Below are 20,198 nucleotides of genomic sequence, written 5' to 3' on the forward strand. Positions count from 1 at the left end.
CACACATGACTGCTGCTGTTGCTGCTGCACCTTTCTCGTTCAAGGATTTCTTCAAGAGCTTCATGCTCGTGGAGCTGCTCAAGGGCATGGCCCTGACGGGCCGCTATGCGTTTCGCCGCAAGGTGACCGTGCAGTTCCCTGAAGAGAAGACACCTCTGTCGCCACGCTTCCGTGGCCTGCATGCCCTGCGCCGTTACGACAACGGCGAAGAGCGCTGCATTGCCTGCAAGCTGTGCGAGGCCGTGTGCCCCGCCATGGCGATCACCATCGAATCCGACGTGCGTGACGACGGCTCGCGCCGCACCACGCGCTACGACATCGACCTGACCAAGTGCATCTTCTGCGGCTTCTGCGAAGAGAGCTGCCCGGTCGATTCGATCGTCGAGACGCACATCTTCGAATACCACGGCGAAAAGCGTGGCGACCTGTACTTCACCAAGGACATGCTTTTGGCCGTCGGTGACCGGTACGAGGGTGAGATTGCCGCAGCCAAGGCTGCGGATGCCAAGTACCGCTGAGCGGTCGCGATCCCATCCATCCCGTCGCCAGACTTTCTATAAAGACCTGATTCATGGACGCCAAGACTGGTTTCTTCTACCTCTTCTCGGTCGTGCTGCTGTTTGCAGCCTTCCGGGTGATCACCGCACGCAACCCCGTGCACGCGGTGCTGTACCTCATCCTGGCTTTTTCGCAGGCGGCGGCCGTGTGGCTGCTCCTCAAGGCCGAGTTCCTGGCCATCGCCCTGGTGCTGGTGTACCTGGGCGCGGTGATGGTGCTGTTCCTGTTCGTGGTGATGATGCTGGACATCCACATCGACTCCGTGCGCAAGGGCTTCTGGAAGCATTTCCCGCTCGCCGCCTTCGTGGGCGCGCTGATCGCCCTGGAAATGGCCGCCGTGCTGATGGGGGGCTTCCGCGGCATGGAAGAGCCCAAGGCCGCCGCCGTGGTGCTCGACGCTGCCGGCAAGGTCGTGCAGTACTCCAACACCAAGGAACTGGGCAAGCTCTTGTACACCCAGTACCTGTACCCCGTTGAAATCGCTGCCGTGATCCTGCTGGTGGCCATGATCGCCGCCATCGCCCTGACCCTGCGCCAGCGCAAGGACAGCAAGGCCATCAACCCATCGCAGCAGATCCGCGTGCGCGCCGCCGACCGCTTGGAAGTGGTGAAGGTCGCCGCCACGCAAAAGCCCGCACCCGAAGTGCCGGCAGAGCCCGCCGCCGAGGAGAAGAAGCCATGACATTGACCCTAGGACATTTTCTTTCGCTGGGCGCGATGCTGTTCGCGCTGGCGGTGATCGGCATCTTCCTGAACCGCAAGAACCTGATCGTGCTACTCATGGCCATCGAGCTGATGCTGCTGGCGGTCAACATGAACTTCGTGGCGTTCTCGCACTACCTGGGTGACATGCACGGACAGGTGTTCGTGTTCTTCATCCTGACGGTGGCCGCGGCCGAGTCGGCCATCGGCCTGGCCATTCTGGTGCTGCTGTTCCGCAACAAGTCCAGCATCAACGCGGAAGACCTCAACACCCTCAAGGGTTGATGAGCCACCCGTATTCCCAAGGTTCTCAAGAATGAGTCAAACCCTCTCTGCTTCAACGCTCCTGGCCGTGCCGCTGGCACCGCTGGCGGGCGCACTGCTGGCCGGCATCTTCGGCACGACCTTCGGCGGCAACTGGATCGGCCGCCGGCTGAGCCACACCCTGACCATCCTGGGCGTGCTGGTGGCGTTCATCCTGTCGGCCATGACGCTCAAGAGCGTGGCAGTCGACGGCGCACGCTTCAACGAGACGCTCTACACCTGGATGGTGGTGGGCGGCCTGAAGATGGAAGTGGGCTTCCTGATCGACAGCCTCACGGCCATGATGATGGTGGTGGTGACCTTCGTGTCGCTGATGGTGCACATCTACACCATCGGCTACATGGAAGAGGACGAGGGCTACAACCGCTTCTTCTCCTACATCTCGCTGTTCACGTTCTCCATGCTCATGCTGGTCATGAGCAACAACCTGCTGCAACTGTTCTTCGGCTGGGAAGCCGTGGGCCTGGTGTCCTACCTGCTGATCGGCTTCTGGTTCAACAAGCCCACGGCGATCTTCGCCAACATGAAGGCCTTCCTGGTCAACCGCGTGGGCGACTTCGGTTTCATCCTGGGCATCGGCCTGATCGCTGCCTACACCGGCACGCTCAACTACAGCGAGATCTTCGCCAAGTCGGGTGAGCTCGGCGGCCTGGTCTTCCCCGGCACCGACTGGCTGCTGATCACCGTCATCTGCATCTGCCTGTTCATCGGCGCCATGGGCAAGTCCGCCCAGTTCCCGCTGCACGTCTGGCTGCCCGACTCGATGGAAGGCCCGACCCCCATCTCGGCACTGATCCACGCGGCCACCATGGTGACCGCCGGCATCTTCATGGTGTCGCGCATGTCGCCACTGTTCGAGCTGTCGGACACCGCGCTCAACTTCATCCTGATCATCGGCTCCATCACAGCGCTGTTCATGGGTTTCCTGGGCATCATCCAGAACGACATCAAGCGCGTGGTGGCTTACTCCACGCTGTCCCAGCTCGGCTACATGACCGTGGCGCTGGGTGCCTCGGCCTACTCGGTGGCCGTCTTCCACCTGATGACGCACGCCTTCTTCAAGGCGCTGCTGTTCCTCGGTGCCGGCTCGGTCATCATGGGCATGCACCATAACCAGGACATCCGCTGGATGGGCGGCGTGCGCAAGTACATGCCCATCACCTGGATCACCTCGCTGCTGGGTTCGCTGGCGTTGATCGGCACGCCCCTGTTCGCGGGCTTCTACTCCAAGGACAGCATCATCGAGGCAGTGCACTTCAGCCACCTGCCGGCGGCGCACTTCGCCCACTTCGCGGTGCTGGCCGGTGTGTTCGTCACCGCGTTCTACTCGTTCCGCATGTACTTCCTGGTCTTCCATGGCAAGGAGCGCTACGACCAGAACCCGGACGCGCACCACGATGCGCACCATGACGACCATGGCCACGGCCATGACGACCACCACCACGATCCGCACGAGTCCCCGTGGGTGGTGACGGTGCCGCTGGTGCTGCTGGCGATTCCTTCGGTGGTGGTGGGCTTCCTGTTCATCCAGCCCATGCTGTTCGGCGACTTCTTCAAGGACGTGATCTTTGTCGACGCGGCCAAGCACCCCGCCATGGCCAAGCTGGCCGAGATCTTCCACGGCCCCGTGGCCATGGCCGTGCACGGCCTGCAGACCGCACCGTTCTGGCTGGCCGTGGCCGGTGTGGCCCTGTCCTACTACATGTACATGGTGAACCCGGCGCTGCCGGCGGCCATCAAGCGCATCTGCATGCCGATCTACACGCTGTTCGAGAACAAGTACTACCTCGACTGGATCAACGAGAACATCCTGGCGCGCGGTGCACGGGCCCTGGGTACCGGCCTGTGGAAGGGCGGCGACCAGGCCATCATCGACGGTGCGCTGGTCAACGGCTCCTGGAAGGTCGTGCGCAGCGTCTCCGGCGTGGTGCGCTGGGTGCAGACGGGCTTCATCTTCCACTATGCCCTGGTGATGATCCTGGGCGTGTTTGCCTTGATGACGTGGTTCGTCTGGGGCGATTTCTTCATGCAGCTCATCAAGAAATAAGGAAAAGAACAAAATGGGTCTGTTGAGTCTTGCAATCTGGGTGCCGATCGCCTTCGGCGCGCTGCTGCTCGCGGTCGGCCGCGACGAGCACGCTCCCGCCGTGCGCTGGTTGGCCCTGCTCGGGTCGGTGATCGGCTTCCTGGTCACCATTCCGCTCTACCAGGGCTTCAAGCTCGGTACGGCGGCGATGCAGTTCGTCGAAAAATCCGAGTGGATCGAGCGCTTCAACGTGCACTACCACCTGGGTGTGGACGGCATCTCGTTCTGGTTCGTGCCGCTCACGGCCTTCATCACGGTGATCGTGGTGATCGCCTCGTGGGAAGCCATCACCGAGCGCGTGAACCAGTACATGGGCGCGTTCCTGATCCTGTCGGGCCTGATGATCGGCGTGTTCAGTGCGCTCGACGGCATCCTGTTCTACGTGTTCTTCGAAGCCACGCTGATCCCGATGTACCTGATCATCGGTATCTGGGGCGGCCCCAACAAGATCTACGCGGCGTTCAAGTTCTTCCTGTACACGCTGCTCGGCTCGCTGCTGATGCTGATCGCGCTGATCTTCCTGTACAACCAGTCGGGCGGCAGCTTCGACATCGCCACCTGGCACAAGCTGCCCCTGAGCTCGACGGCCCAGACCCTGCTGTTCTTCGCCTTCTTCGCCGCCTTCGCGGTGAAGGTGCCGATGTTCCCGTTCCACACCTGGCTGCCCGACGTGCACGTGGAGGCGCCCACCGGTGGCTCCGCTGTGCTGGCCGCCATCATGCTCAAGCTCGGTGCCTACGGTTTCCTGCGCTTCTCGATGCCCATCGCCCCCGACGCCGCGCGCGAATGGGCCTGGCTCATGATCACGCTGTCGCTGATCGCCGTGATCTACGTCGGCCTGGTGGCCATGGTCCAGAAGGACATGAAGAAGCTGGTGGCCTACTCGTCCGTGGCGCACATGGGCTTCGTGACCCTGGGCTTCTTCATCTTCAACGACCTGGGTGTCTCCGGCGGCCTGGTGCAGATGATCGCCCACGGCTTCGTGTCGGGCGCGATGTTCCTGTCCATCGGCGTGCTGTACGACCGCGTGCACTCCCGCGAGATCGCGGCCTACGGCGGCGTGGTCAACACCATGCCCAACTTCACGGCCTTCGCGCTGCTGTTCGCCATGGCCAACTGCGGCCTGCCGGGCACGGCCGGTTTCGTGGGCGAGTGGATGGTGATCCTGGGTGCCGTCAAGGCCAACTTCTGGATCGGCCTGGCCTCGGCCACGGCGCTGATCTTCGGCGCCGCCTACACCCTGTGGATGTTCAAGCGCGTGTACCTGGGCCCCGTGGCCAACGACCACGTCAAGGAACTCACCGACATCAACAGCCGCGAGTTCCTCGTGATGGCGCTGCTGGCGATTGCCGTGCTGGCCATGGGCCTGTACCCACGCCCCTTCACGGACGTGATGGACACCTCGGTCGCGGAACTGCTCAAGCATGTCGCACTGACCAAGCTGAACTGACCAGACTGAACTGAGAGACTCGAGATGATTGACAACATCAGCTGGCTAGCGATTTACCCCGAGATCGTTCTTTTGGTCATGGGCTGCGTGATCGCGCTGGTCGACCTGGGCGTGCACAGCCCCCGCCGCACGGCCACCTATGTGCTGACCATGCTCTCGCTGGCCCTGGTGGCCGGCCTGCAGGCCATGTATGCCAGCACCGGCAGCACCTTCTACGGCTTCGGCAACATGGTGGTCAGCGACTCCATGGGCAACTGGCTCAAGTGCTTTGCCACGGTGGCCGTGATGGTCACCCTGGTCTATGGCCGCCCCTACGCGGCAGACCGCGGCATGCTGCGCGGCGGCGAGATCTTCACGCTGTCGGTGTTCGCGCTGCTGGGCATGTTCATCATGATCTCGGGCAACAACTTCCTGATGCTCTACCTGGGCCTGGAGCTCTTGACCCTGTCGAGCTACGCCCTGGTGGCCCTGCGCCGCGACAACGCCACCGCGACCGAAGCCGCGATGAAGTACTTCGTGCTCGGCGCCATGGCCAGCGGCTTCCTGCTGTACGGCCTGTCCATGGTCTACGGCGCCACGGGTTCGCTCGACATCGGCCAGGTGTTCAAGGCCGTCAACTCCGGCCAGATCCGCCACCAGGTGCTGGTGTTCGGCCTGGTGTTCGTGGTGGCCGGCCTGGCCTTCAAGCTCGGCGTCGTGCCCTTCCACATGTGGATCCCCGACGTCTACCAGGGTGCTCCCACGGCCATCACGCTGATGATCGGTGGCGCGCCCAAGCTGGCCGCCTTCGCCATCACCATCCGCCTTCTGGTGGACGGCCTGCTGCCCCTGGCGATCGACTGGCAGCAGATGCTCGCGGTGCTGGCCATCGGCTCGCTGCTGGTGGGTAACCTCGCGGCCATCGCCCAGACCAACCTCAAGCGCATGCTGGCCTACTCGACCATCTCGCAGATGGGCTTCGTGCTGCTCGGCCTGATGTCGGGCGTGGTCAACGGCAACGTCGAGGCCGCCGCCGTCGAGAACGCCTACAGCGCCTCCATGTTCTACGTGGTGAGCTATGTGCTGACCACGCTGGCCGCCTTCGGCGTGATCCTGCTGCTGGCCCGCGAAGGCTTCGAGAGCGAAGAGATCGCCGACTTCGCCGGCCTGAACCAGCGCAGCCCGCTGTATGCCGCCGTGATGGCCGTGTGCCTGTTCTCCATGGCCGGCATCCCGCCCATGGTCGGCTTCTACGCCAAGCTGTCGGTGCTGCAGGCCCTGGTGGCCTCGGGCCAGGCGGCCTACATCGCCCTGGCCGTGTTCGCGGTCATCATGTCGCTGATCGGCGCCTTCTACTACCTGCGCGTCGTCAAGGTCATGTACTTCGATGCGCCGCTCACGGCCACCAGCGTCTCCGCCCCCGTGGACGTGCGCGTGGTGCTCACCATCAACGGCGCCCTGGTGCTGGTGCTCGGCCTGCTGCCTGGGGGCCTGATGGCGCTGTGCGCCGAGGCCGTCGTGCGCGCCCTGGCCACCTGACCGAACGGCCGGAGCGAACCCGTGTCCCTGACCGGTTCCGTCTGGCTGGTGATCGTGGCGGCCTTCATCGCTGCCAACCTGCCCTTTGCCAACCAGCGCTGGCTGGTGGTGGGGCCGGTGGCCCAGCCGAAGAAGGGCCTGCCTGTCCGCATTGCGGAACTGGTGCTGGCGTATTTCCTGGTAGGTGGCCTGGCGTTGCTGCTGGAGCGCCGTGCGGGGCAGATCGCTCCCCAGGGCTGGGAGTTCTATGCCATCACCGGCACGCTGTTCCTGACCCTGGCCTTCCCTGGCTTCGTGTACCGCTACCTGCTGCGCCGCCACGGCTGAGGGCCGGCAGCCCTTTCCCCTCCATTGCGATTCCTCCGACCATGAAAGTGCTCGATCTGCACTGCCACGCGGGCCATGTCTTCGAAGGCTGGTTCGCCTCGGAGGACGATTTCCAGGGCCAGAACCAGCGCGGTCTGGTGCAATGCCCGTTCTGCGGCGATTCGGGCATTTCCAAGCGCCTGAGTGCGCCGCGCCTGAACCTCGGTGCCAAGCCGCCGGCCCCACAGGCACCGGCAAAGCCGGCGATGACCACCCCCACCGGCAGCCAGGATTCCGTGGCCTTGCCGCCCGCCCTGCAGGCGGCGTGGCTGGAACTGGCGCGCAAGATCGCCGCCAACACCGAGGACGTGGGTAACCGCTTTGCCGACGAAGCCCGGCGCATGCACCACGGCGAGACCGAGGAGCGTGCCATCCGCGGCCAGGCCACGCCCGACGAAGCCGCGCAACTGCTCGATGAAGGCATTGCCGTGCTGCCGCTGCCCCTGCCGGTCGCGGCCAAGGAAACCCTGCACTGAAGTGCACCCCCCGGGGCGTGCACGGGACCAGCGCGAAGCCGTTTCAGTCTCCCTGGCGCTGCGCTCAGGACGTGTGGGACGACAGTCCCGTGACCAGGGCATCGAAGGCCACCTTGCAGCGGGGGCTGTCGCGCAGGTCCTCGTGCATCGTGACCCAGGTTTCGAGTGGCAGCGTGAAGTGCTGGGGCAGTACCCGGACCAGCGATGGATCGCGCCTGGCCAATGCCACCTGGCACACCCCGATGCCGCAACCTGCCCGCAGCAGCGCCAGCTGACCCAGGTCGCTGTCGGTGCGCAGCGAGAAGTTGCGCCGCGTCCAGCCCGACAGTGCCGGCAGTGCCTTGCTCGCCGCGCGCAGAAAGGGCGTCTCTTCGTCGAACCCGATCAGCGCATGGTCTGCGAGGTCACCGGGCTGTGACGGTGTGCCGTGCTGTGCCAGATAGCGCTGGTGGGCATGCAGGCCCAGTTCCACGTTGCCCACGCGGCGGGCCACCAGCACATCCTGTTTGGGGCTGGTCATGCGCACCGCGATGTCGGCCTCGCGGTGCAGCAGGTCCTGCACCCGGTTGGTCAGCACCAGCTCGATCCTGAGCGCTGGGTAGGTTTCGCGCAGCCCGGCCACGATGGGCGGCAGCACTTCCACGCCGATGACTTCGCTGGCCGATACCCGCACCGTGCCCTTCACGCCCGTCCCCTGGCTCTCGGCCGCGCGCTGCAGCGCCGCAGCGGTGCTGTGCATCGCCTCTGCGTGGCCGCGCAGGGCCAGGGCCGCCTCGGTCGGCATCAGGCCCGTCTGCGAGCGCGTGAAGAGGGCAAAGCCCAGCGACTTCTCCAGCGACTGGACGTGCCTGCCCACGGTGGGCTGGGTAATGCCCAAAGCCCGTGCAGCACCGGAGAGCGAGCCCTCCACCAGCACGCCCAGAAAGCTGCGGTACAGCTCCCATCCAATTTCCTTGTCCATGCATAAATGTATAGCTGATCAATCATGTTGGGCAATTTCTTTTGTTCTCTCGTGCGCCCAGAATTCCCCCATCGCAACACAATTCACTGGAGAGACATCATGGAAAACGCACATCCGAACATCGCCCTGGTACTCGGCGCCACGGGCGGCATCGGCGGCGAAGTGGCGCGCCAGCTGCGCGACGCCGGCTGGCAGGTGCGCGCGCTCCGGCGCGGCCTGGCACAGGCGCAGGAGTTGCGCGACGGCCTGGTCTGGCTGCGCGGCGACGCGATGAACCGCGACGACGTGCTGAACGCCGCGCAGGGCTGCTCCGTCATCGTGCATGCCGTCAACCCGCCGGGCTACCTGCGCTGGGCCGAGCTGGTGCTGCCCATGCTGGACAACACGGTGGCCGCCGCGATGGCCCAGCGCGCCACCATCGTGCTGCCCGGCACGGTCTACAACTACGGGCCCGATGCATTCCCTGTGCTGGCAGAAACCTCGCCGCAGCAGCCAGCCACCCGCAAAGGCGCCATCCGCGTGGAGCTGGAGCGCCGCCTGGAGGCTGCGAGCCAGCAGGGCGCGCGGGTGATCGTCGTGCGTGCCGGCGACTTCTTCGGCCCCCAGGTCGGCAACAGCTGGTTCGCCCAAGGCCTGGTCAAACCAGGCCAGCCCGTGGCCGCCGTCAGCCTGCCGGGCGACCGGGGCGTGGGCCACCAGTGGTCCTACCTGCCCGACGTGGCGCGCACCATGGTCGCGCTGCTGGCTCGCCGCGCGCAGTTGCAGCCGTTTGCCACCTTTCACATGGCCGGGCACTGGGACGCGGACGGCACGCAGATGGCTGCGGCGATCGGCCGCGTGGTGCAGCGCCGCAGCGGCAAGCGACCCAAGGTGCGCGCCTTCCCCTGGTGGCTGGTGCGGCTGGCCGCGCCGTTCGTGCCGACCCTGCGCGAGTTGCTGGAGATGCGCTACCTGTGGCGCCAGCCGGTGGCCATGGACAACGCGCGCCTGAAGGCGGTGCTGGGCCAGGAGCCGCACACGCCGCTGGACGAGGCCGTGCAGGCGACGCTCGAGGGCCTCGGGTGCCTCCTGCCAGCCCCCAATGCCCAGGTGCTCTCGCCGGCGGGCGCGGCACGGGCCTGGGGAGCACACCATGGCGCATAACATGCATCCTGCACCAACCGCCGGCACGCCGGCCATGGCCTGGAGCGCAAGGCTGGCGCTGGGGCTGGTCCTGGCCCAGTTCGCCCTGGCCGGGGCGGCCCTGTACGCCAGCCCCGCGGTGTGGGCGGCGCATGGCGCGGTCGGTTCCAGCGTGCTGCTGCCGGTGGTGGCGATGCTGGTGCACAGCAGGCAAGGGCAGGGGTTTGCCCACCTGCGGCCAGGGGTGTGGGGCCTGCTCGTGCTGTACCTGGCCCAGGTGCTGCTGGCGGTGCTCTCCGAGCGGCCCGAAATGCTGGCACTGCGTGCCGCGCATGTGGGCAATGCAGCCCTGGTGCTGTGCGCGAGCTTCTGGCTGGTGCTGCGCACCCGGGTGACCCGCGATGGCTTGTCGACCGCCTCACGGTAGGGCGGTCGACAAGCCCTGATCCAGAGGCGGTCAGGAACCGGGTCCGGGATCTGGAATGCCCCGGCATGGCCGGGAACGCAGGGTCTATGCCGTGAACTGCAGCGCCGCCAGCCGCGCGTAGATGCCATCGGCCGCCAGCAGGTCGGCATGCGTGCCTTGCTCCACGATGCGGCCATGCTCCAGCACCACGATGCGGTCGGCGTTCTGCACGGTGGCCAGGCGGTGGGCGATCACGAGGGTGGTGCGCTGGCCCGTGTGGCGCTGCATGGCAGTGTCCAGGGCCGCCTGCACCATGCGCTCGCTCTCTGCGTCGAGCGCGCTGGTGGCCTCGTCGAGCAGCAGCAGGGGCGGGTTCTTGAGCATGGCGCGGGCAATCGCGATGCGCTGGCGCTGGCCGCCGGACAGGCGCACGCCACGTTCCCCGAGGAAGGTGTCGTAGCCCTCGGGCAGCGCCGTCAGGAAGTCGTGCGCAAAGGCCGAGCGCGCGGCGGCCATCACCTCATCGTCCGTCGCACCGGGCCGGCCATAGCGGATGTTCTCCATCGCCGATGAGGAGAAGATCACCGCATCCTGCGGCACCACGCCGACATGCGAGCGCAGCTCGGTCAGGGGCAGGGCGCGGATGTCCATGCCGTTCAGGCGGATGGCACCCCGCAGAGCGCCGTCGCCCGCGGCATCCACGTCGTAGAAGCGCTGCAGCAGTTGGAACACCGTGGTCTTGCCCGCGCCGCTGGCACCCACCAGGGCCACGGTCTCGCCTGCGGCCAGCTGCAGGTTGAAGTCCTGCAGCGCCGGCTGGTCGGGGCGCGAGGGGTAGTGGAAGTCCACCTGGTCGAAGGCCACGGTCAGGCCCTTGCCGGTGCCGGGCAAGGCCAGGGGCGCAGCCGGCTCGGCCACCGGCGAGCGGCTGCCGAGCAGCTCCATCAAGCGCTCGGTGGCACCGGCCGCGCGCAGCAGGTCGCCATACACCTCGCCGAGCACGGCCACGGAGCCTGCCAGCAGGATCACGTAGACGACGGTCTGCCCCAGGTGCCCGGCCGTCATCTTGCCGGCCAGCACGGCCTGCGTGCCCTGGTACAGGCCCCACAGCAGCAGGGCCGCATTGGCGATGATGATGAAGGCCACCAGCACCGCGCGCGACAGGGTGCGCCGCACGGCCACGTGGAAGGCGTTCTCGGTGGCCTGCGAGAAGCGCTGCGCCTCGCGCGGCTCGGCGGTGTAGCTCTGCACCACGGGGATGGCGTTGAGCACCTCGGCCGCGATGGCGCTCGAGTCGGCCACGCGGTCCTGGCTGTCACGCGAAAGGCGCCGCACGCGCCGCCCGATCCACATCGTGGGCACCACCACCAGCACGATGGCCAGCAGCACCCAGGACATCACGTAGGGATTGGTCCACACCAGCATGGCCAGCGCGCCGATGCCCATGACCGCATTGCGCAGCCCCATGGACAGGGACGAGCCCACCACCGTCTGCACCAGGGTCGTGTCCGCCGTCAGGCGCGAGAGCACCTCGCCGGTCTGGGTGGTCTCGAAGAACTGCGGGCTTTGCTGCAGCACATGGCCGTACACCGCATTGCGCAGGTCGGCCGTCACACGCTCGCCCAGCCAGCTCACCATGTAGAAGCGCCCGGCCGAGAACACACCGAGCGCAATCGCCACGGCGAACAGGGCTTCGAAATGGTCGCGCAGCGCCATGGTCTGCTCGCCCCTGTCGGCGTCGACCAGGCCGCCATCGACCAGCGTGCGCAGTGCGATGGGGAACGCCAGCGTGGCCAGCGCCGCGAGCACCAGGAACAGGCCGGACAGGGCGATGCGCCCGCTGTACGGACGCAGGAAAGGCAGCAGGCCGGTCAGGGAGCGCGGTGCCCCGCGCGCAGGGGAGGAGGGGGAGGATGCCATGCGCCCAGTGTAGGGCGGCGGCTTGCACGCGGGAGGTGGGCCGGCGGCTCCATACAGGTGGATACATGCCGCTGCCTGTGCAGACGGCGTGTTCACCAGTCAGTAAAAAGTCAGCCTGAGGGCTTGGCGCTGGCAATGGCCAAGAGGGCCGCACAGCGGGCCACCGCGCCCTGTTTCAGAGGAAGCATCCGGGTATACGAGCATGCCCTCGGAGCGCCGCACGCAGCACCGCACTGTCACCTAGGCGTTTATACATAGGCATTAGTCCCAGTATCTGCGCAGGGGCCCACCCGCATACGATGCGTTGCAACAACAAATAAGTATGCATGGAGACCTTGCCGCAAGGCTCTCCCACACCGCACACCACGGAGCAGCCAAGGCGCAATGAGCGACGTCATCCTCGAAACCACCAGCCTGACCAAAGAGTTCAAGGGCTTCACCGCAGTCAGCGATGTGAACCTGGCCGTGCGCCGGGGTTCCATCCATGCGCTGATCGGCCCCAATGGTGCAGGCAAGACCACATGCTTCAACCTGCTGACCAAGTTCCTGGAACCCACGTCGGGCGTCATCCGCTTCAACGGCCATGACATCACGCGCGAGCAGCCCGCACAGATCGCGCGCCGCGGCGTGATCCGCTCGTTCCAGATCTCGGCCGTGTTCCCGCACCTCACGCTGATGGAGAACGTGCGCCTGGGCCTGCAGCGCAAGCTCGGTACCTCGTTCCACTTCTGGCGCAGCGAACGCAGCCTGCACCAGCTCGACGACCGGGCCATGCAGCTGCTGACCGAGGTCGGCCTGGCCGACGTCGCCGACGAAGTCACCGTGAACCTGCCCTATGGCAGGAAGCGCGCGCTGGAGATCGCCACCACGCTGGCCATGGAGCCCGAGCTCATGCTGCTCGACGAGCCCACCCAGGGCATGGGCCACGAGGACGTGGACCGAGTCACCCAGCTCATCAAGAAGGTCTCGGCCGGCCGCACCATCCTCATGGTGGAGCACAACATGAAGGTGGTCTCCACCATCGCCGACCGCATCACCGTGCTGCAGCGCGGCGCCGTGCTGGCCGAAGGCCCGTATGCCGAGGTATCGAACAACCCGCAAGTGATGGAAGCCTACATGGGCACCACCGACGGCCAACTCCAGGGAGCCCATTGAATGAAGCTCCCCCTGAGTCGCTTCGCGCCTTCCCCCTCTCTCGACTCGCTGCGCGATTCGGGAGGGGGACGCCCCCAGCGCGGCGGGGCGGCCCTTGCGCGGGGGCACTGGCCTGGTGCGTGCCGGTTTCGTGGGCTGCAGGTGGCGCGTAGCGCAATGGATAACTGAGATGGCAAATTCCCCAATCAATAACGGCGTGCCTGCGCTGGAAATCAAGGGCCTCGAAGCCTGGTACGGCGAATCGCATGTGCTGCACGGCGTGGACATCGTCGTGCAGCCCGGCGAGGTCGTCACCCTGCTGGGCCGCAACGGCGCCGGCCGCACCACCACCATGCGCGCCATCATGGGCCTCACGGGCGCGCGCAAGGGTTCGGTGAAGATCAACGGCGTGGAAACCGTAGCCATGGCCACGCACCGCATCGCCCACTTGGGCGTGGGCTACTGCCCCGAAGAGCGCGGCATCTTCTCCAGCCTCTCGTGCGAGGAAAACCTGCTCCTGCCCCCGGCGCTCAAGACCGGCACGCCCGGCATGTCGGTGCAGGAGATCTATGCCATGTTCCCGAACCTGGCCGAGCGCAGGAACAGCCAGGGCACGCGCCTGTCCGGCGGCGAGCAGCAGATGCTGGCCGTGGCCCGCATCCTGCGCACGGGTGCCAAGCTGCTGCTGCTCGACGAAATTTCCGAAGGCCTGGCGCCCGTGATCGTGCAGGCCCTGGCGCGCATGATCACCATGCTGCGCGAGAAGGGCTACACGGTGGTCATGGTGGAGCAGAACTTCCGCTTTGCCGCGCCGCTGGCCGACCGCTTCTACGTCATGGAGCATGGCCGCATCGTCGAGAAGTTCGGCGCCGCCGAGCTCGAAGCCAAGATGCCGGTGCTCACCGAGCTGCTGGGCGTCTGACCCGACCCCCAGCCCCCTTGCGAAGACCCTACCCCCGATTCTTCACCACCACCACACCTACAGGAGACAAACCATGAAGAACCAACTCAAAGTGCTGGCCCTGATGCTCGGCGCCGCCGGTCTTGCGACGTCGGCCGCGCACGCGCAGGACAAGGTCAAGATCGGTTTCATCACCGACATGTCCAGCCTGTACGCCGACGTGGAAGGCAAGAACGGCGCGCTGGCCATCCAGATGGCCATCGACGACTTCGGCGGCAAGGTGCTGGGCATGCCCATCGAGCTGCTCAGCGCCGACCACCAGAACAAGGCCGACATCGCCGCCTCCAAGGCGCGCGAGTGGATCGACACGCAGGGCCTGACGATGATCTTCGGCGGCACCAACTCCGGCACCGCCCTGGCCACGGCCAAGGTGGCATCCGAGAAGAAGCGCGTGTACATCAACAACGGCGCGGCCAGCTCGGCGCTGACCAACGAACAGTGCTCGCCCTACACCGTGCACTACGCCTATGACACCGTGGCGCTGGCCAAGGGCACGGGCTCGGCCATCGTCGATACCGGTGGCAAGAGCTGGTACTTCCTGACCGCCGACTATGCCTTCGGCCATGCACTCGAAGCCGACACCACCACCGTGGTCAAGGCCAAGGGCGGCAACGTGGTGGGCGCCGTGCGCCACCCGCTCAATGCGTCGGACTTCTCGTCCTTCCTGCTGCAGGCACAGAACTCCAAGGCCCAGATCCTGGGCCTGGCCAACGCCGGCGGCGACACCATCAACGCCATCAAGGCTGCCAAGGAATTCGGCATCGGCAAGACCATGAAGCTCGCCGGCCTGCTGATCTTCATCAGCGACGTGCACAGCCTGGGCCTGCGCAACACCGAAGGCCTGCAGTTCACCACCAGCTGGTACTGGGACCTGAACGACGAGACGCGCAAGTTCTCGGCCCGCTTCTTCGAGAAGGCCAAGCGCATGCCCACCGAAATCCAGGCCGCCGACTACTCGGCCACCATGAACTACCTCAAGGCCGTGGAAGCCGCCAAGAGCATCGATGCCGACAAGGTCATGACCACCTGGCGCGGCATGAAGATGAACGACTTCTTCGGTTCGGGCCAGCTGCGCGCCGACGGCCGCTACGTGCACGACATGTACCTCATGGAAGTGAAGAAGCCTTCGGAGTCCACCAAGCCCTGGGACTACTACAAGCTCGTGAAGAAGCTGCCCGGCGACACGGTGTTCACCACCAAGGCCGAGAGCAAGTGCCCGCTCTGGAAATAAGCCTTTTCTCGACCTGACCCGAACCCCCTTCGCACCTCCTGCCGCTCTCGCCCATGGAAATCTTTGGTGTCTCATTGCCAGGCCTGTTGAGCCAGCTCCTTCTCGGACTGGTCAACGGATCCTTTTATGCAATCCTCAGCCTGGGGCTGGCCGTGATCTTCGGCCTGCTCAACGTCATCAACTTTGCGCATGGTGCGCTGTTCATGACGGGGGCATTGATCACCTGGATGGCCATGAACTACCTGGGCCTCGGCTACTGGTGGATGCTGGTGCTGGCGCCGCTGGTGGTGGGGGTGTTCGGGGTGGTGATCGAGCGCTTGCTGCTGCGCTGGATCTACAAGCTCGACCACCTGTACGGGCTGCTGCTCACGCTGGGCCTCACACTGCTGATCGAAGGGGTGTTCCGCTCCATCTATGGCGTGTCGGGCCTGGGCTATGACACGCCCGAGCTGCTCGAGGGCGCGACCAACCTCGGCTTCATGATCATGCCCAACTACCGCGCCTGGGTCGTGGTGGCTTCGGTCGTGGTCTGCCTGGCCACCTGGTACGTGATCGAGAAGACCAAGCTCGGCGCCTACCTGCGCGCCGGCACCGAGAACCCCCGCCTGGTGGAAGCCTTCGGCATCAACGTGCCGGTGATGGTGACCCTGACCTACGCCTTCGGCGCAGCCCTTGCCGCATTTGCCGGCGTGCTCGCCGCGCCGGTCTACCAGGTCACGCCGCTGATGGGGCAGAACCTCATCATCGTGGTCTTTGCCGTGGTGGTGATCGGCGGCATGGGCTCCATCATGGGCTCCATCCTCACCGGCCTGGGTCTGGGCGTCATCGAAGGCTTCACCAAGGTGTTCTACCCCGAGGCTTCTTCCACCGTGGTGTTCGTCATCATGGTCATCGTTCTCCTCATCCGCCCCGCCGGCCTGTTCGGCAAAGAAAAGTAAGCAGGGGCCGCTCGCATGAATCTCAAGAACCTCGCCCCCATCGGCTACGGCCTGCTGCTGCTGGGCCTGATCGCCGCGCCTTTTCTGGGCGCCTACCCTGTCTTCGTGATGAAGCTCATGTGCTTTGCACTGTTCGCTTCCGCGTTCAACCTGCTGCTTGGTTTCACCGGCCTGCTGTCCTTCGGCCACGCGGCCTTCCTGGGTGGCGCCGCCTACGTGGCCGGCCATGCCATCAAGGTCTGGGGTCTCACGCCCGAAGTGGGCCTGCTGCTCGGCACGGCCGGCGGCGCCTTGCTGGGCCTGCTGTTCGGCTGGCTGGCCATCCGCCGCCAGGGCATCTATTTCTCGATGATCACGCTGGCCCTGGCGCAGATGCTGTTCTTCGCCTGCCTGCAGGCCCCGTTCACCGGTGGCGAGGACGGCCTGCAGGGCGTGCCCCGCGGCAAGTTGTTCGGCGTCATCAGCCTGCAGAGCGACCTGGTGATGTACTACGTGGCGCTGGTCATCGTGGTGCTGGCCTTCCTGGTCATCGTGCGCACCATCCACTCTCCGTTCGGGCAGGTGCTCAAGGGCATCAAGGAGAACGAGCCGCGCGCCATCTCCCTGGGTTACGACACGCACCGCTTCAAGCTGCTGGCTTTTGTTCTCTCGGCCGCACTGGCCGGGCTGGCGGGCTCGCTCAAGACCTTGGTGCTGGGTTTTGCCACCTTGTCCGACGTGCACTGGACGGCTTCGGGGCAGGTGATCCTGATGACCCTCGTGGGCGGGCTCGGGACGCTGTCCGGGCCACTGATCGGGTCGGCTGTGGTGGTGATGCTGGAGAACAAGATTGGCGAGTTCGGTAACCTGCTGGCTGCTCTGACCAGCGTGGAATGGTTCAAGACGCTGGGTGAGTCGGTCACCATGGTCACGGGGTTGATCTTCGTGATCTGTGTGTTGTTGTTCCGGCGCGGGATCATGGGGGAAATCATTGCTTGGCTGGCCAGCCGTCGGGCATCAGGTTCGCGGCACTGAGGTTCTTATTGCCCCCATGCCTTTGTTGAGGGCGGAGGCCGGGTCTCGGCCCGGCGGCCGAGGTACTTGTTCTTTGCTTCGCCAAAGAAAAGTACCCAAAAGAAAGGCGACCCCGCTGCCCGTGTCCCCCTCGCACTGCGTACGAGGGGGCAGCCTGCGATGCTCGGTCCTGGGGTGCACCGCGGAACTCGCTGCGTTCCCCCTGCGGGTGAACTCCCCTCGGACAACCGCGGTGAGTCAGTTCACGATGCGCGTGTCCTTCGGCACGCGCTCACCCCAGGCCCTGCGCTTCTCGGCACGGTCAGAAGGGGGTGAAAACGGGCTCCACTCGGGCCATTGCTTCGCTCGGCCTGTGGTCCTTCGCTGCGCTCGGCTCGCCAGGGCGATCGAGCCCACGCGTCGGCAGCGCGCAGCGCGAACAGACCCCAGGCGCAGCTGCGCAGCAGCAGCCGAGTGGTACCCGCTCCCCACCCCTGCTGGCTGCGCCGAGAAGCGCAGGAGCTGGGGTGGGCGTGTGTGCCGAAGGACACACACGCTTCGTGAACTGACTTGCCGCAGCTGTTTAAGCGAAGTTCGAAGAACGCAGCGAGTTCTGCGGCACCACCCCAGATCCGAGCATCGCAGGCTGCCCCCGTTCGCCCGACAGGGCGAACGGGGGACGCAGACTGGGGGGCGCCTTTTCTTGGCCCACCTTCTTTTGGCGACGCAAAAGAAGGTGGGTGCGCCGCCGGGCGCACACCCCGGCTCCCGCACATAGCCAAGGCATGCTGTAACCACCAACCACCAACCACCAACCACCAACTACAACTTCAAAGGCCTCGCATACCCCGTCATCTCCAGATACCCCTTCCCCACCACCACCCCCTCCCGCACCAACTCCGACAACCCCTCCCAGTAGATAGCCCCCGTAGACGCACTGCTATCGAGCTCCTGGTTGTCCAGCAGACTGCGCACCAGGAACACCCCCACAGGCGTCTGCACCCGCCACTGCACCGGATACCGCGCCCCGCTCACAGGACTCGTCCACCACCGCTCAGCCGAGAACACCACCTCGGCCGCATCGAACACGCGGGGCGCCTGCCCAGGAGCGCGGAACGACCCACCGGCCCACAGCGCAGACCCATCCGCGCGCCGCAACCGGAACGCTGTGAGCGCACTGTCATCCAGCAGGTTCATCCCGATCCAGTCCCACCCCTGCGCCTCGGGGTGCAGCAGCGCCTCGCTCCACTCGTGGTCCATCCAGGCGTGGCCACTGCCCGGGTCGATGGCCATGCGCTTGCCATCGAGCACGATGGTGCCGCCCACGGCCAACTGCGGCTGGCTGTAGTAGTAGCTGGCCTGGGTGCTCTCGGGGCCCTTGCGCGACAGGCCTTCGCGGCCCTGCAGCAGCACGGGCTGGGTGGCGTTGAATTGCAACTGCAGGCCGAAGTGCTCGCCCTCTATGCGCGCGGTGTAGCGGCCGCCCCCGCCACCCGGCAGGTCGCTGCGCACCAGGCTCCAGTCCTGCAGTCGGATGGCTGTGTCGGATTCACTCGCCTGGGCCACGCCGAAGCCTGCGCGGGCGATGCGCTGGTCGTGGTGCAGGCGCTGGCCCTTCAGATCGGTGAGGGCGGCATGCGCGAACAACAGGTGCTTTGCGGCAAAGGCCGACTGGATGCCTTGTGCGGCGTCCACGCGCGAGCGGAAGAACGTGACCTGGAAGCCCCATTCGCGGCCGCCCGCCTGCGCATGACCGGTGATGTACCACCACTCGGTGCGCTGCTCGGGGTGGCTGCCGTGGTCGCGGGGGAAGGCCAGGGTGCGGGCAGGCAGTGCCTGGGTGCGGCCGCTCCACGCGCTACCCAGGGCACCGGCCAGGCCCAATACGAGTGCCTTGCGGCGCGAGGGTGCGGGAGGTATGCCAAAGAGCATTGGGTACGGCGGCATGCGGCCTGCCTCAGTCCATCAGCGCCTGTACCTTGCGCTGTGCCTCGGTGCAGTCGCCGAAACTCCGGGCCACCCAATCGGCGTCGAAGTACGTGGGCAGGTAGCGCTCGCCTGCGTCGCACAGCAGCGAGAGGATGGAGCCCTGCTCCCCGCGCTCGCGCATTTCTCTGGCCAGCGTGAGCATGGCCACGAAGTTGGTACCAGTGGAAGGCCCCACGCGGCGTCCGAGCAGCTGCGACAGCGCCTGCATGGCGGCCACCGACTCCACGTCGGCCACTTCCTGCATGCGGTCCACCAGGGTGCGGATGAAGCTCGGCTCCACGCGCGGGCGGCCGATGCCCTCGATGCGCGAGCCGGGTGCGGTCAGCGTGGCATCGCGCGTGCGGTGGTAGGCGCTGAACACCGAGCCCGCCGGGTCGGCCACGCAGACCTCGGTGGTGTGCTGCTGGTAGCGCAGGTAGCGGCCGATGGTGGCACTGGTGCCGCCCGTGCCTGCCCCCACCACGATCCAGCGCGGCACGGGGTGGGGCTCGCGCGCCATCTGGGTGAACATGCTCTCGGCGATGTTGTTGTTGCCGCGCCAGTCGGTGGCGCGCTCGGCATAGGTGAACTGGTCCATGTAGTGGCCACCCGCCTGCTCGGCGATGGCGCGGGCCTCTTCGTACACCTGGCCTGCGCTGTCCACGAGGTGGCAGCGCCCGCCGTGGAACTCGATCTGCGCGATCTTCTCGGGCGAGGTGCTGCGTGGCATCACGGCCACGAAGGGCAGGCCCAGCAGGCGTGCGAAATAGGCCTCGCTCACGGCGGTGGAGCCGCTCGACGATTCGACCACGGTCGAGCCCTCGCTGATCCAGCCATTGCACAGCGCATACAGGAACAGCGAGCGCGCCAGCCGGTGCTTGAGGCTGCCCGTCGGGTGGGTGGACTCGTCCTTGAGGTACAGGTCGATGCCGTGCGCGCCATACGCGGGCAGGCGCAGCGGGATCAGGTGCGTGTCGGCACTGCGCTGGTAGTCGGCTTCGATGCGGGCGATGGCGTTGTGCAGCCAGGCGCTAGCATGCACGGGCGGCAGGGTCTTGGTGGCAGCGGTCATGAAGGGATTGTC

General features: G+C 66.1%; 19 protein-coding genes. 15 read left to right on the forward strand and 4 right to left on the reverse strand.

The features are described from left to right. Positions 1-5 precede the first annotated feature (5 nt). Genes nuoI through AC07PA_RS05590 form a run of 8 tightly spaced genes read left to right on the forward strand, consistent with a single transcriptional unit; the run spans position 6 to position 7,480 of the window. Positions 6-518, forward strand: a complete 513-nt coding sequence (gene nuoI / locus AC07PA_RS05555; RefSeq protein ID WP_007849136.1) for an NADH-quinone oxidoreductase subunit NuoI — start codon at positions 6-8, stop codon at positions 516-518. Positions 519-571: 53 nt separating this feature from the next. Further along, positions 572-1,240: an NADH-quinone oxidoreductase subunit J gene (locus AC07PA_RS05560; protein ID WP_007849139.1), complete on the forward strand. Its 669-nt coding sequence runs from the start codon at positions 572-574 to the stop codon at positions 1,238-1,240. Beyond that, positions 1,237-1,545: an NADH-quinone oxidoreductase subunit NuoK gene (gene nuoK, locus AC07PA_RS05565; protein WP_005793248.1), complete on the forward strand. Its 309-nt coding sequence runs from the start codon at positions 1,237-1,239 to the stop codon at positions 1,543-1,545. Before AC07PA_RS05560 ends, nuoK begins: the two co-directional genes overlap by 4 nt. A gap of 31 nt (positions 1,546-1,576) precedes the next feature. After that, on the forward strand, positions 1,577-3,631 hold the full coding sequence (gene nuoL / locus AC07PA_RS05570) for an NADH-quinone oxidoreductase subunit L (RefSeq protein ID WP_494604700.1): 2,055 nt from the start codon (positions 1,577-1,579) through the stop codon (positions 3,629-3,631). Between the two features lie 13 nt (positions 3,632-3,644). Further along, entirely contained in the window at positions 3,645-5,120 is a 1,476-nt protein-coding gene (locus AC07PA_RS05575) for an NADH-quinone oxidoreductase subunit M (protein WP_007849148.1), read from the forward strand. Positions 5,121-5,144: 24 nt separating this feature from the next. Further along, the gene (nuoN, locus tag AC07PA_RS05580) at positions 5,145-6,638 is read left to right on the forward strand and encodes an NADH-quinone oxidoreductase subunit NuoN (protein ID WP_007849150.1); all 1,494 of its coding nucleotides are present in this window, start codon (positions 5,145-5,147) and stop codon (positions 6,636-6,638) included. Positions 6,639-6,659: 21 nt separating this feature from the next. Then, positions 6,660-6,965 (forward strand): DUF2818 family protein, encoded by a 306-nt coding sequence (locus AC07PA_RS05585; RefSeq protein WP_494604703.1) that lies wholly within the window; start codon positions 6,660-6,662, stop codon positions 6,963-6,965. 41 nt (positions 6,966-7,006) lie between these two features. Further along, complete coding sequence (locus AC07PA_RS05590) at positions 7,007-7,480, forward strand: DUF1178 family protein (protein ID WP_494604705.1); 474 nt, start codon at positions 7,007-7,009, stop codon at positions 7,478-7,480. A 64-nt stretch (positions 7,481-7,544) separates the two neighbouring features. Here the strand turns inward: AC07PA_RS05590 and AC07PA_RS05595 are convergent, their stop codons facing one another. Further along, positions 7,545-8,441 carry a LysR family transcriptional regulator gene (locus AC07PA_RS05595; protein ID WP_494604707.1) on the reverse strand — a complete coding sequence of 299 codons (897 nt, stop codon included), beginning with the start codon at positions 8,439-8,441 and terminating at the stop codon, positions 7,545-7,547. A 99-nt stretch (positions 8,442-8,540) separates the two neighbouring features. Here AC07PA_RS05595 and AC07PA_RS05600 point away from each other — a divergent pair, with 99 nt between their 5' ends. After that, complete coding sequence (locus tag AC07PA_RS05600) at positions 8,541-9,584, forward strand: SDR family oxidoreductase (RefSeq protein WP_494604709.1); 1,044 nt, start codon at positions 8,541-8,543, stop codon at positions 9,582-9,584. A gap of 1 nt (position 9,585) precedes the next feature. Next, the gene (locus tag AC07PA_RS05605; RefSeq protein WP_494604711.1) at positions 9,586-9,990 is read left to right on the forward strand and encodes a DUF6220 domain-containing protein; all 405 of its coding nucleotides are present in this window, start codon (positions 9,586-9,588) and stop codon (positions 9,988-9,990) included. Positions 9,991-10,074: 84 nt separating this feature from the next. On the opposite strand, the gene AC07PA_RS05610 is transcribed toward AC07PA_RS05605, so the two are convergent. Continuing rightward, positions 10,075-11,889, reverse strand: a complete 1,815-nt coding sequence (locus AC07PA_RS05610) for an ABC transporter transmembrane domain-containing protein (protein ID WP_494604713.1) — start codon at positions 11,887-11,889, stop codon at positions 10,075-10,077. Positions 11,890-12,273: 384 nt separating this feature from the next. Here AC07PA_RS05610 and AC07PA_RS05615 point away from each other — a divergent pair, with 384 nt between their 5' ends. The 5 genes from AC07PA_RS05615 (at position 12,274) to AC07PA_RS05635 (ending at position 17,167) form a co-directional block, all read left to right on the forward strand. Continuing rightward, on the forward strand, positions 12,274-13,044 hold the full coding sequence (locus AC07PA_RS05615; protein ID WP_007857591.1) for an ABC transporter ATP-binding protein: 771 nt from the start codon (positions 12,274-12,276) through the stop codon (positions 13,042-13,044). Between the two features lie 169 nt (positions 13,045-13,213). Further along, positions 13,214-13,945: an ABC transporter ATP-binding protein gene (locus tag AC07PA_RS05620; RefSeq protein ID WP_494604715.1), complete on the forward strand. Its 732-nt coding sequence runs from the start codon at positions 13,214-13,216 to the stop codon at positions 13,943-13,945. Between the two features lie 73 nt (positions 13,946-14,018). After that, positions 14,019-15,215 (forward strand): ABC transporter substrate-binding protein, encoded by a 1,197-nt coding sequence (locus tag AC07PA_RS05625; RefSeq protein WP_007857593.1) that lies wholly within the window; start codon positions 14,019-14,021, stop codon positions 15,213-15,215. 53 nt (positions 15,216-15,268) lie between these two features. Continuing rightward, positions 15,269-16,153: a branched-chain amino acid ABC transporter permease gene (locus AC07PA_RS05630; protein WP_007857594.1), complete on the forward strand. Its 885-nt coding sequence runs from the start codon at positions 15,269-15,271 to the stop codon at positions 16,151-16,153. A gap of 15 nt (positions 16,154-16,168) precedes the next feature. Continuing rightward, on the forward strand, positions 16,169-17,167 hold the full coding sequence (locus tag AC07PA_RS05635) for a branched-chain amino acid ABC transporter permease (RefSeq protein ID WP_007857595.1): 999 nt from the start codon (positions 16,169-16,171) through the stop codon (positions 17,165-17,167). Between the two features lie 801 nt (positions 17,168-17,968). Here the strand turns inward: AC07PA_RS05635 and AC07PA_RS05640 are convergent. Together AC07PA_RS05640 and AC07PA_RS05645 are read right to left on the reverse strand one after the other, a co-directional pair. Beyond that, positions 17,969-19,093: a lipocalin-like domain-containing protein gene (locus AC07PA_RS05640; protein WP_494609256.1), complete on the reverse strand. Its 1,125-nt coding sequence runs from the start codon at positions 19,091-19,093 to the stop codon at positions 17,969-17,971. Positions 19,094-19,103: 10 nt separating this feature from the next. Beyond that, a complete protein-coding gene (locus AC07PA_RS05645) occupies positions 19,104-20,186 on the reverse strand; it encodes a PLP-dependent cysteine synthase family protein (protein WP_494609257.1) in 1,083 nt (360 codons plus the stop codon). Positions 20,187-20,198: the final 12 nt, after the last annotated feature.

This window comes from Acidovorax sp. GW821-FHT09B03 (assembly GCF_059418305.1).

Excerpts from the sequence above, each read along its gene's own strand:
- AC07PA_RS05610 (WP_494604713.1), bottom strand. The coding sequence starts at position 11,889 with ATGGCATCCTCCCCCTCCTCCCCTGCGCGCGGGGCACCGCGCTCCCTG.
- nuoK (WP_005793248.1), top strand. The coding sequence starts at position 1,237 with ATGACATTGACCCTAGGACATTTTCTTTCGCTGGGCGCGATGCTGTTC.
- AC07PA_RS05575 (WP_007849148.1), top strand. The coding sequence starts at position 3,645 with ATGGGTCTGTTGAGTCTTGCAATCTGGGTGCCGATCGCCTTCGGCGCG.
- AC07PA_RS05615 (WP_007857591.1), top strand. The coding sequence starts at position 12,274 with ATGAGCGACGTCATCCTCGAAACCACCAGCCTGACCAAAGAGTTCAAG.
- nuoI (WP_007849136.1), top strand. The coding sequence starts at position 6 with ATGACTGCTGCTGTTGCTGCTGCACCTTTCTCGTTCAAGGATTTCTTC.
- AC07PA_RS05635 (WP_007857595.1), top strand. The coding sequence starts at position 16,169 with ATGAATCTCAAGAACCTCGCCCCCATCGGCTACGGCCTGCTGCTGCTG.
- nuoN (WP_007849150.1), top strand. The coding sequence starts at position 5,145 with ATGATTGACAACATCAGCTGGCTAGCGATTTACCCCGAGATCGTTCTT.
- AC07PA_RS05645 (WP_494609257.1), bottom strand. The coding sequence starts at position 20,186 with ATGACCGCTGCCACCAAGACCCTGCCGCCCGTGCATGCTAGCGCCTGG.
- AC07PA_RS05605 (WP_494604711.1), top strand. The coding sequence starts at position 9,586 with ATGCATCCTGCACCAACCGCCGGCACGCCGGCCATGGCCTGGAGCGCA.
- AC07PA_RS05595 (WP_494604707.1), bottom strand. The coding sequence starts at position 8,441 with ATGGACAAGGAAATTGGATGGGAGCTGTACCGCAGCTTTCTGGGCGTG.
- AC07PA_RS05560 (WP_007849139.1), top strand. The coding sequence starts at position 572 with ATGGACGCCAAGACTGGTTTCTTCTACCTCTTCTCGGTCGTGCTGCTG.
- nuoL (WP_494604700.1), top strand. The coding sequence starts at position 1,577 with ATGAGTCAAACCCTCTCTGCTTCAACGCTCCTGGCCGTGCCGCTGGCA.
- AC07PA_RS05590 (WP_494604705.1), top strand. The coding sequence starts at position 7,007 with ATGAAAGTGCTCGATCTGCACTGCCACGCGGGCCATGTCTTCGAAGGC.
- AC07PA_RS05625 (WP_007857593.1), top strand. The coding sequence starts at position 14,019 with ATGAAGAACCAACTCAAAGTGCTGGCCCTGATGCTCGGCGCCGCCGGT.
- AC07PA_RS05630 (WP_007857594.1), top strand. The coding sequence starts at position 15,269 with ATGGAAATCTTTGGTGTCTCATTGCCAGGCCTGTTGAGCCAGCTCCTT.
- AC07PA_RS05600 (WP_494604709.1), top strand. The coding sequence starts at position 8,541 with ATGGAAAACGCACATCCGAACATCGCCCTGGTACTCGGCGCCACGGGC.
- AC07PA_RS05620 (WP_494604715.1), top strand. The coding sequence starts at position 13,214 with ATGGCAAATTCCCCAATCAATAACGGCGTGCCTGCGCTGGAAATCAAG.
- AC07PA_RS05640 (WP_494609256.1), bottom strand. The coding sequence starts at position 19,093 with ATGCCGCCGTACCCAATGCTCTTTGGCATACCTCCCGCACCCTCGCGC.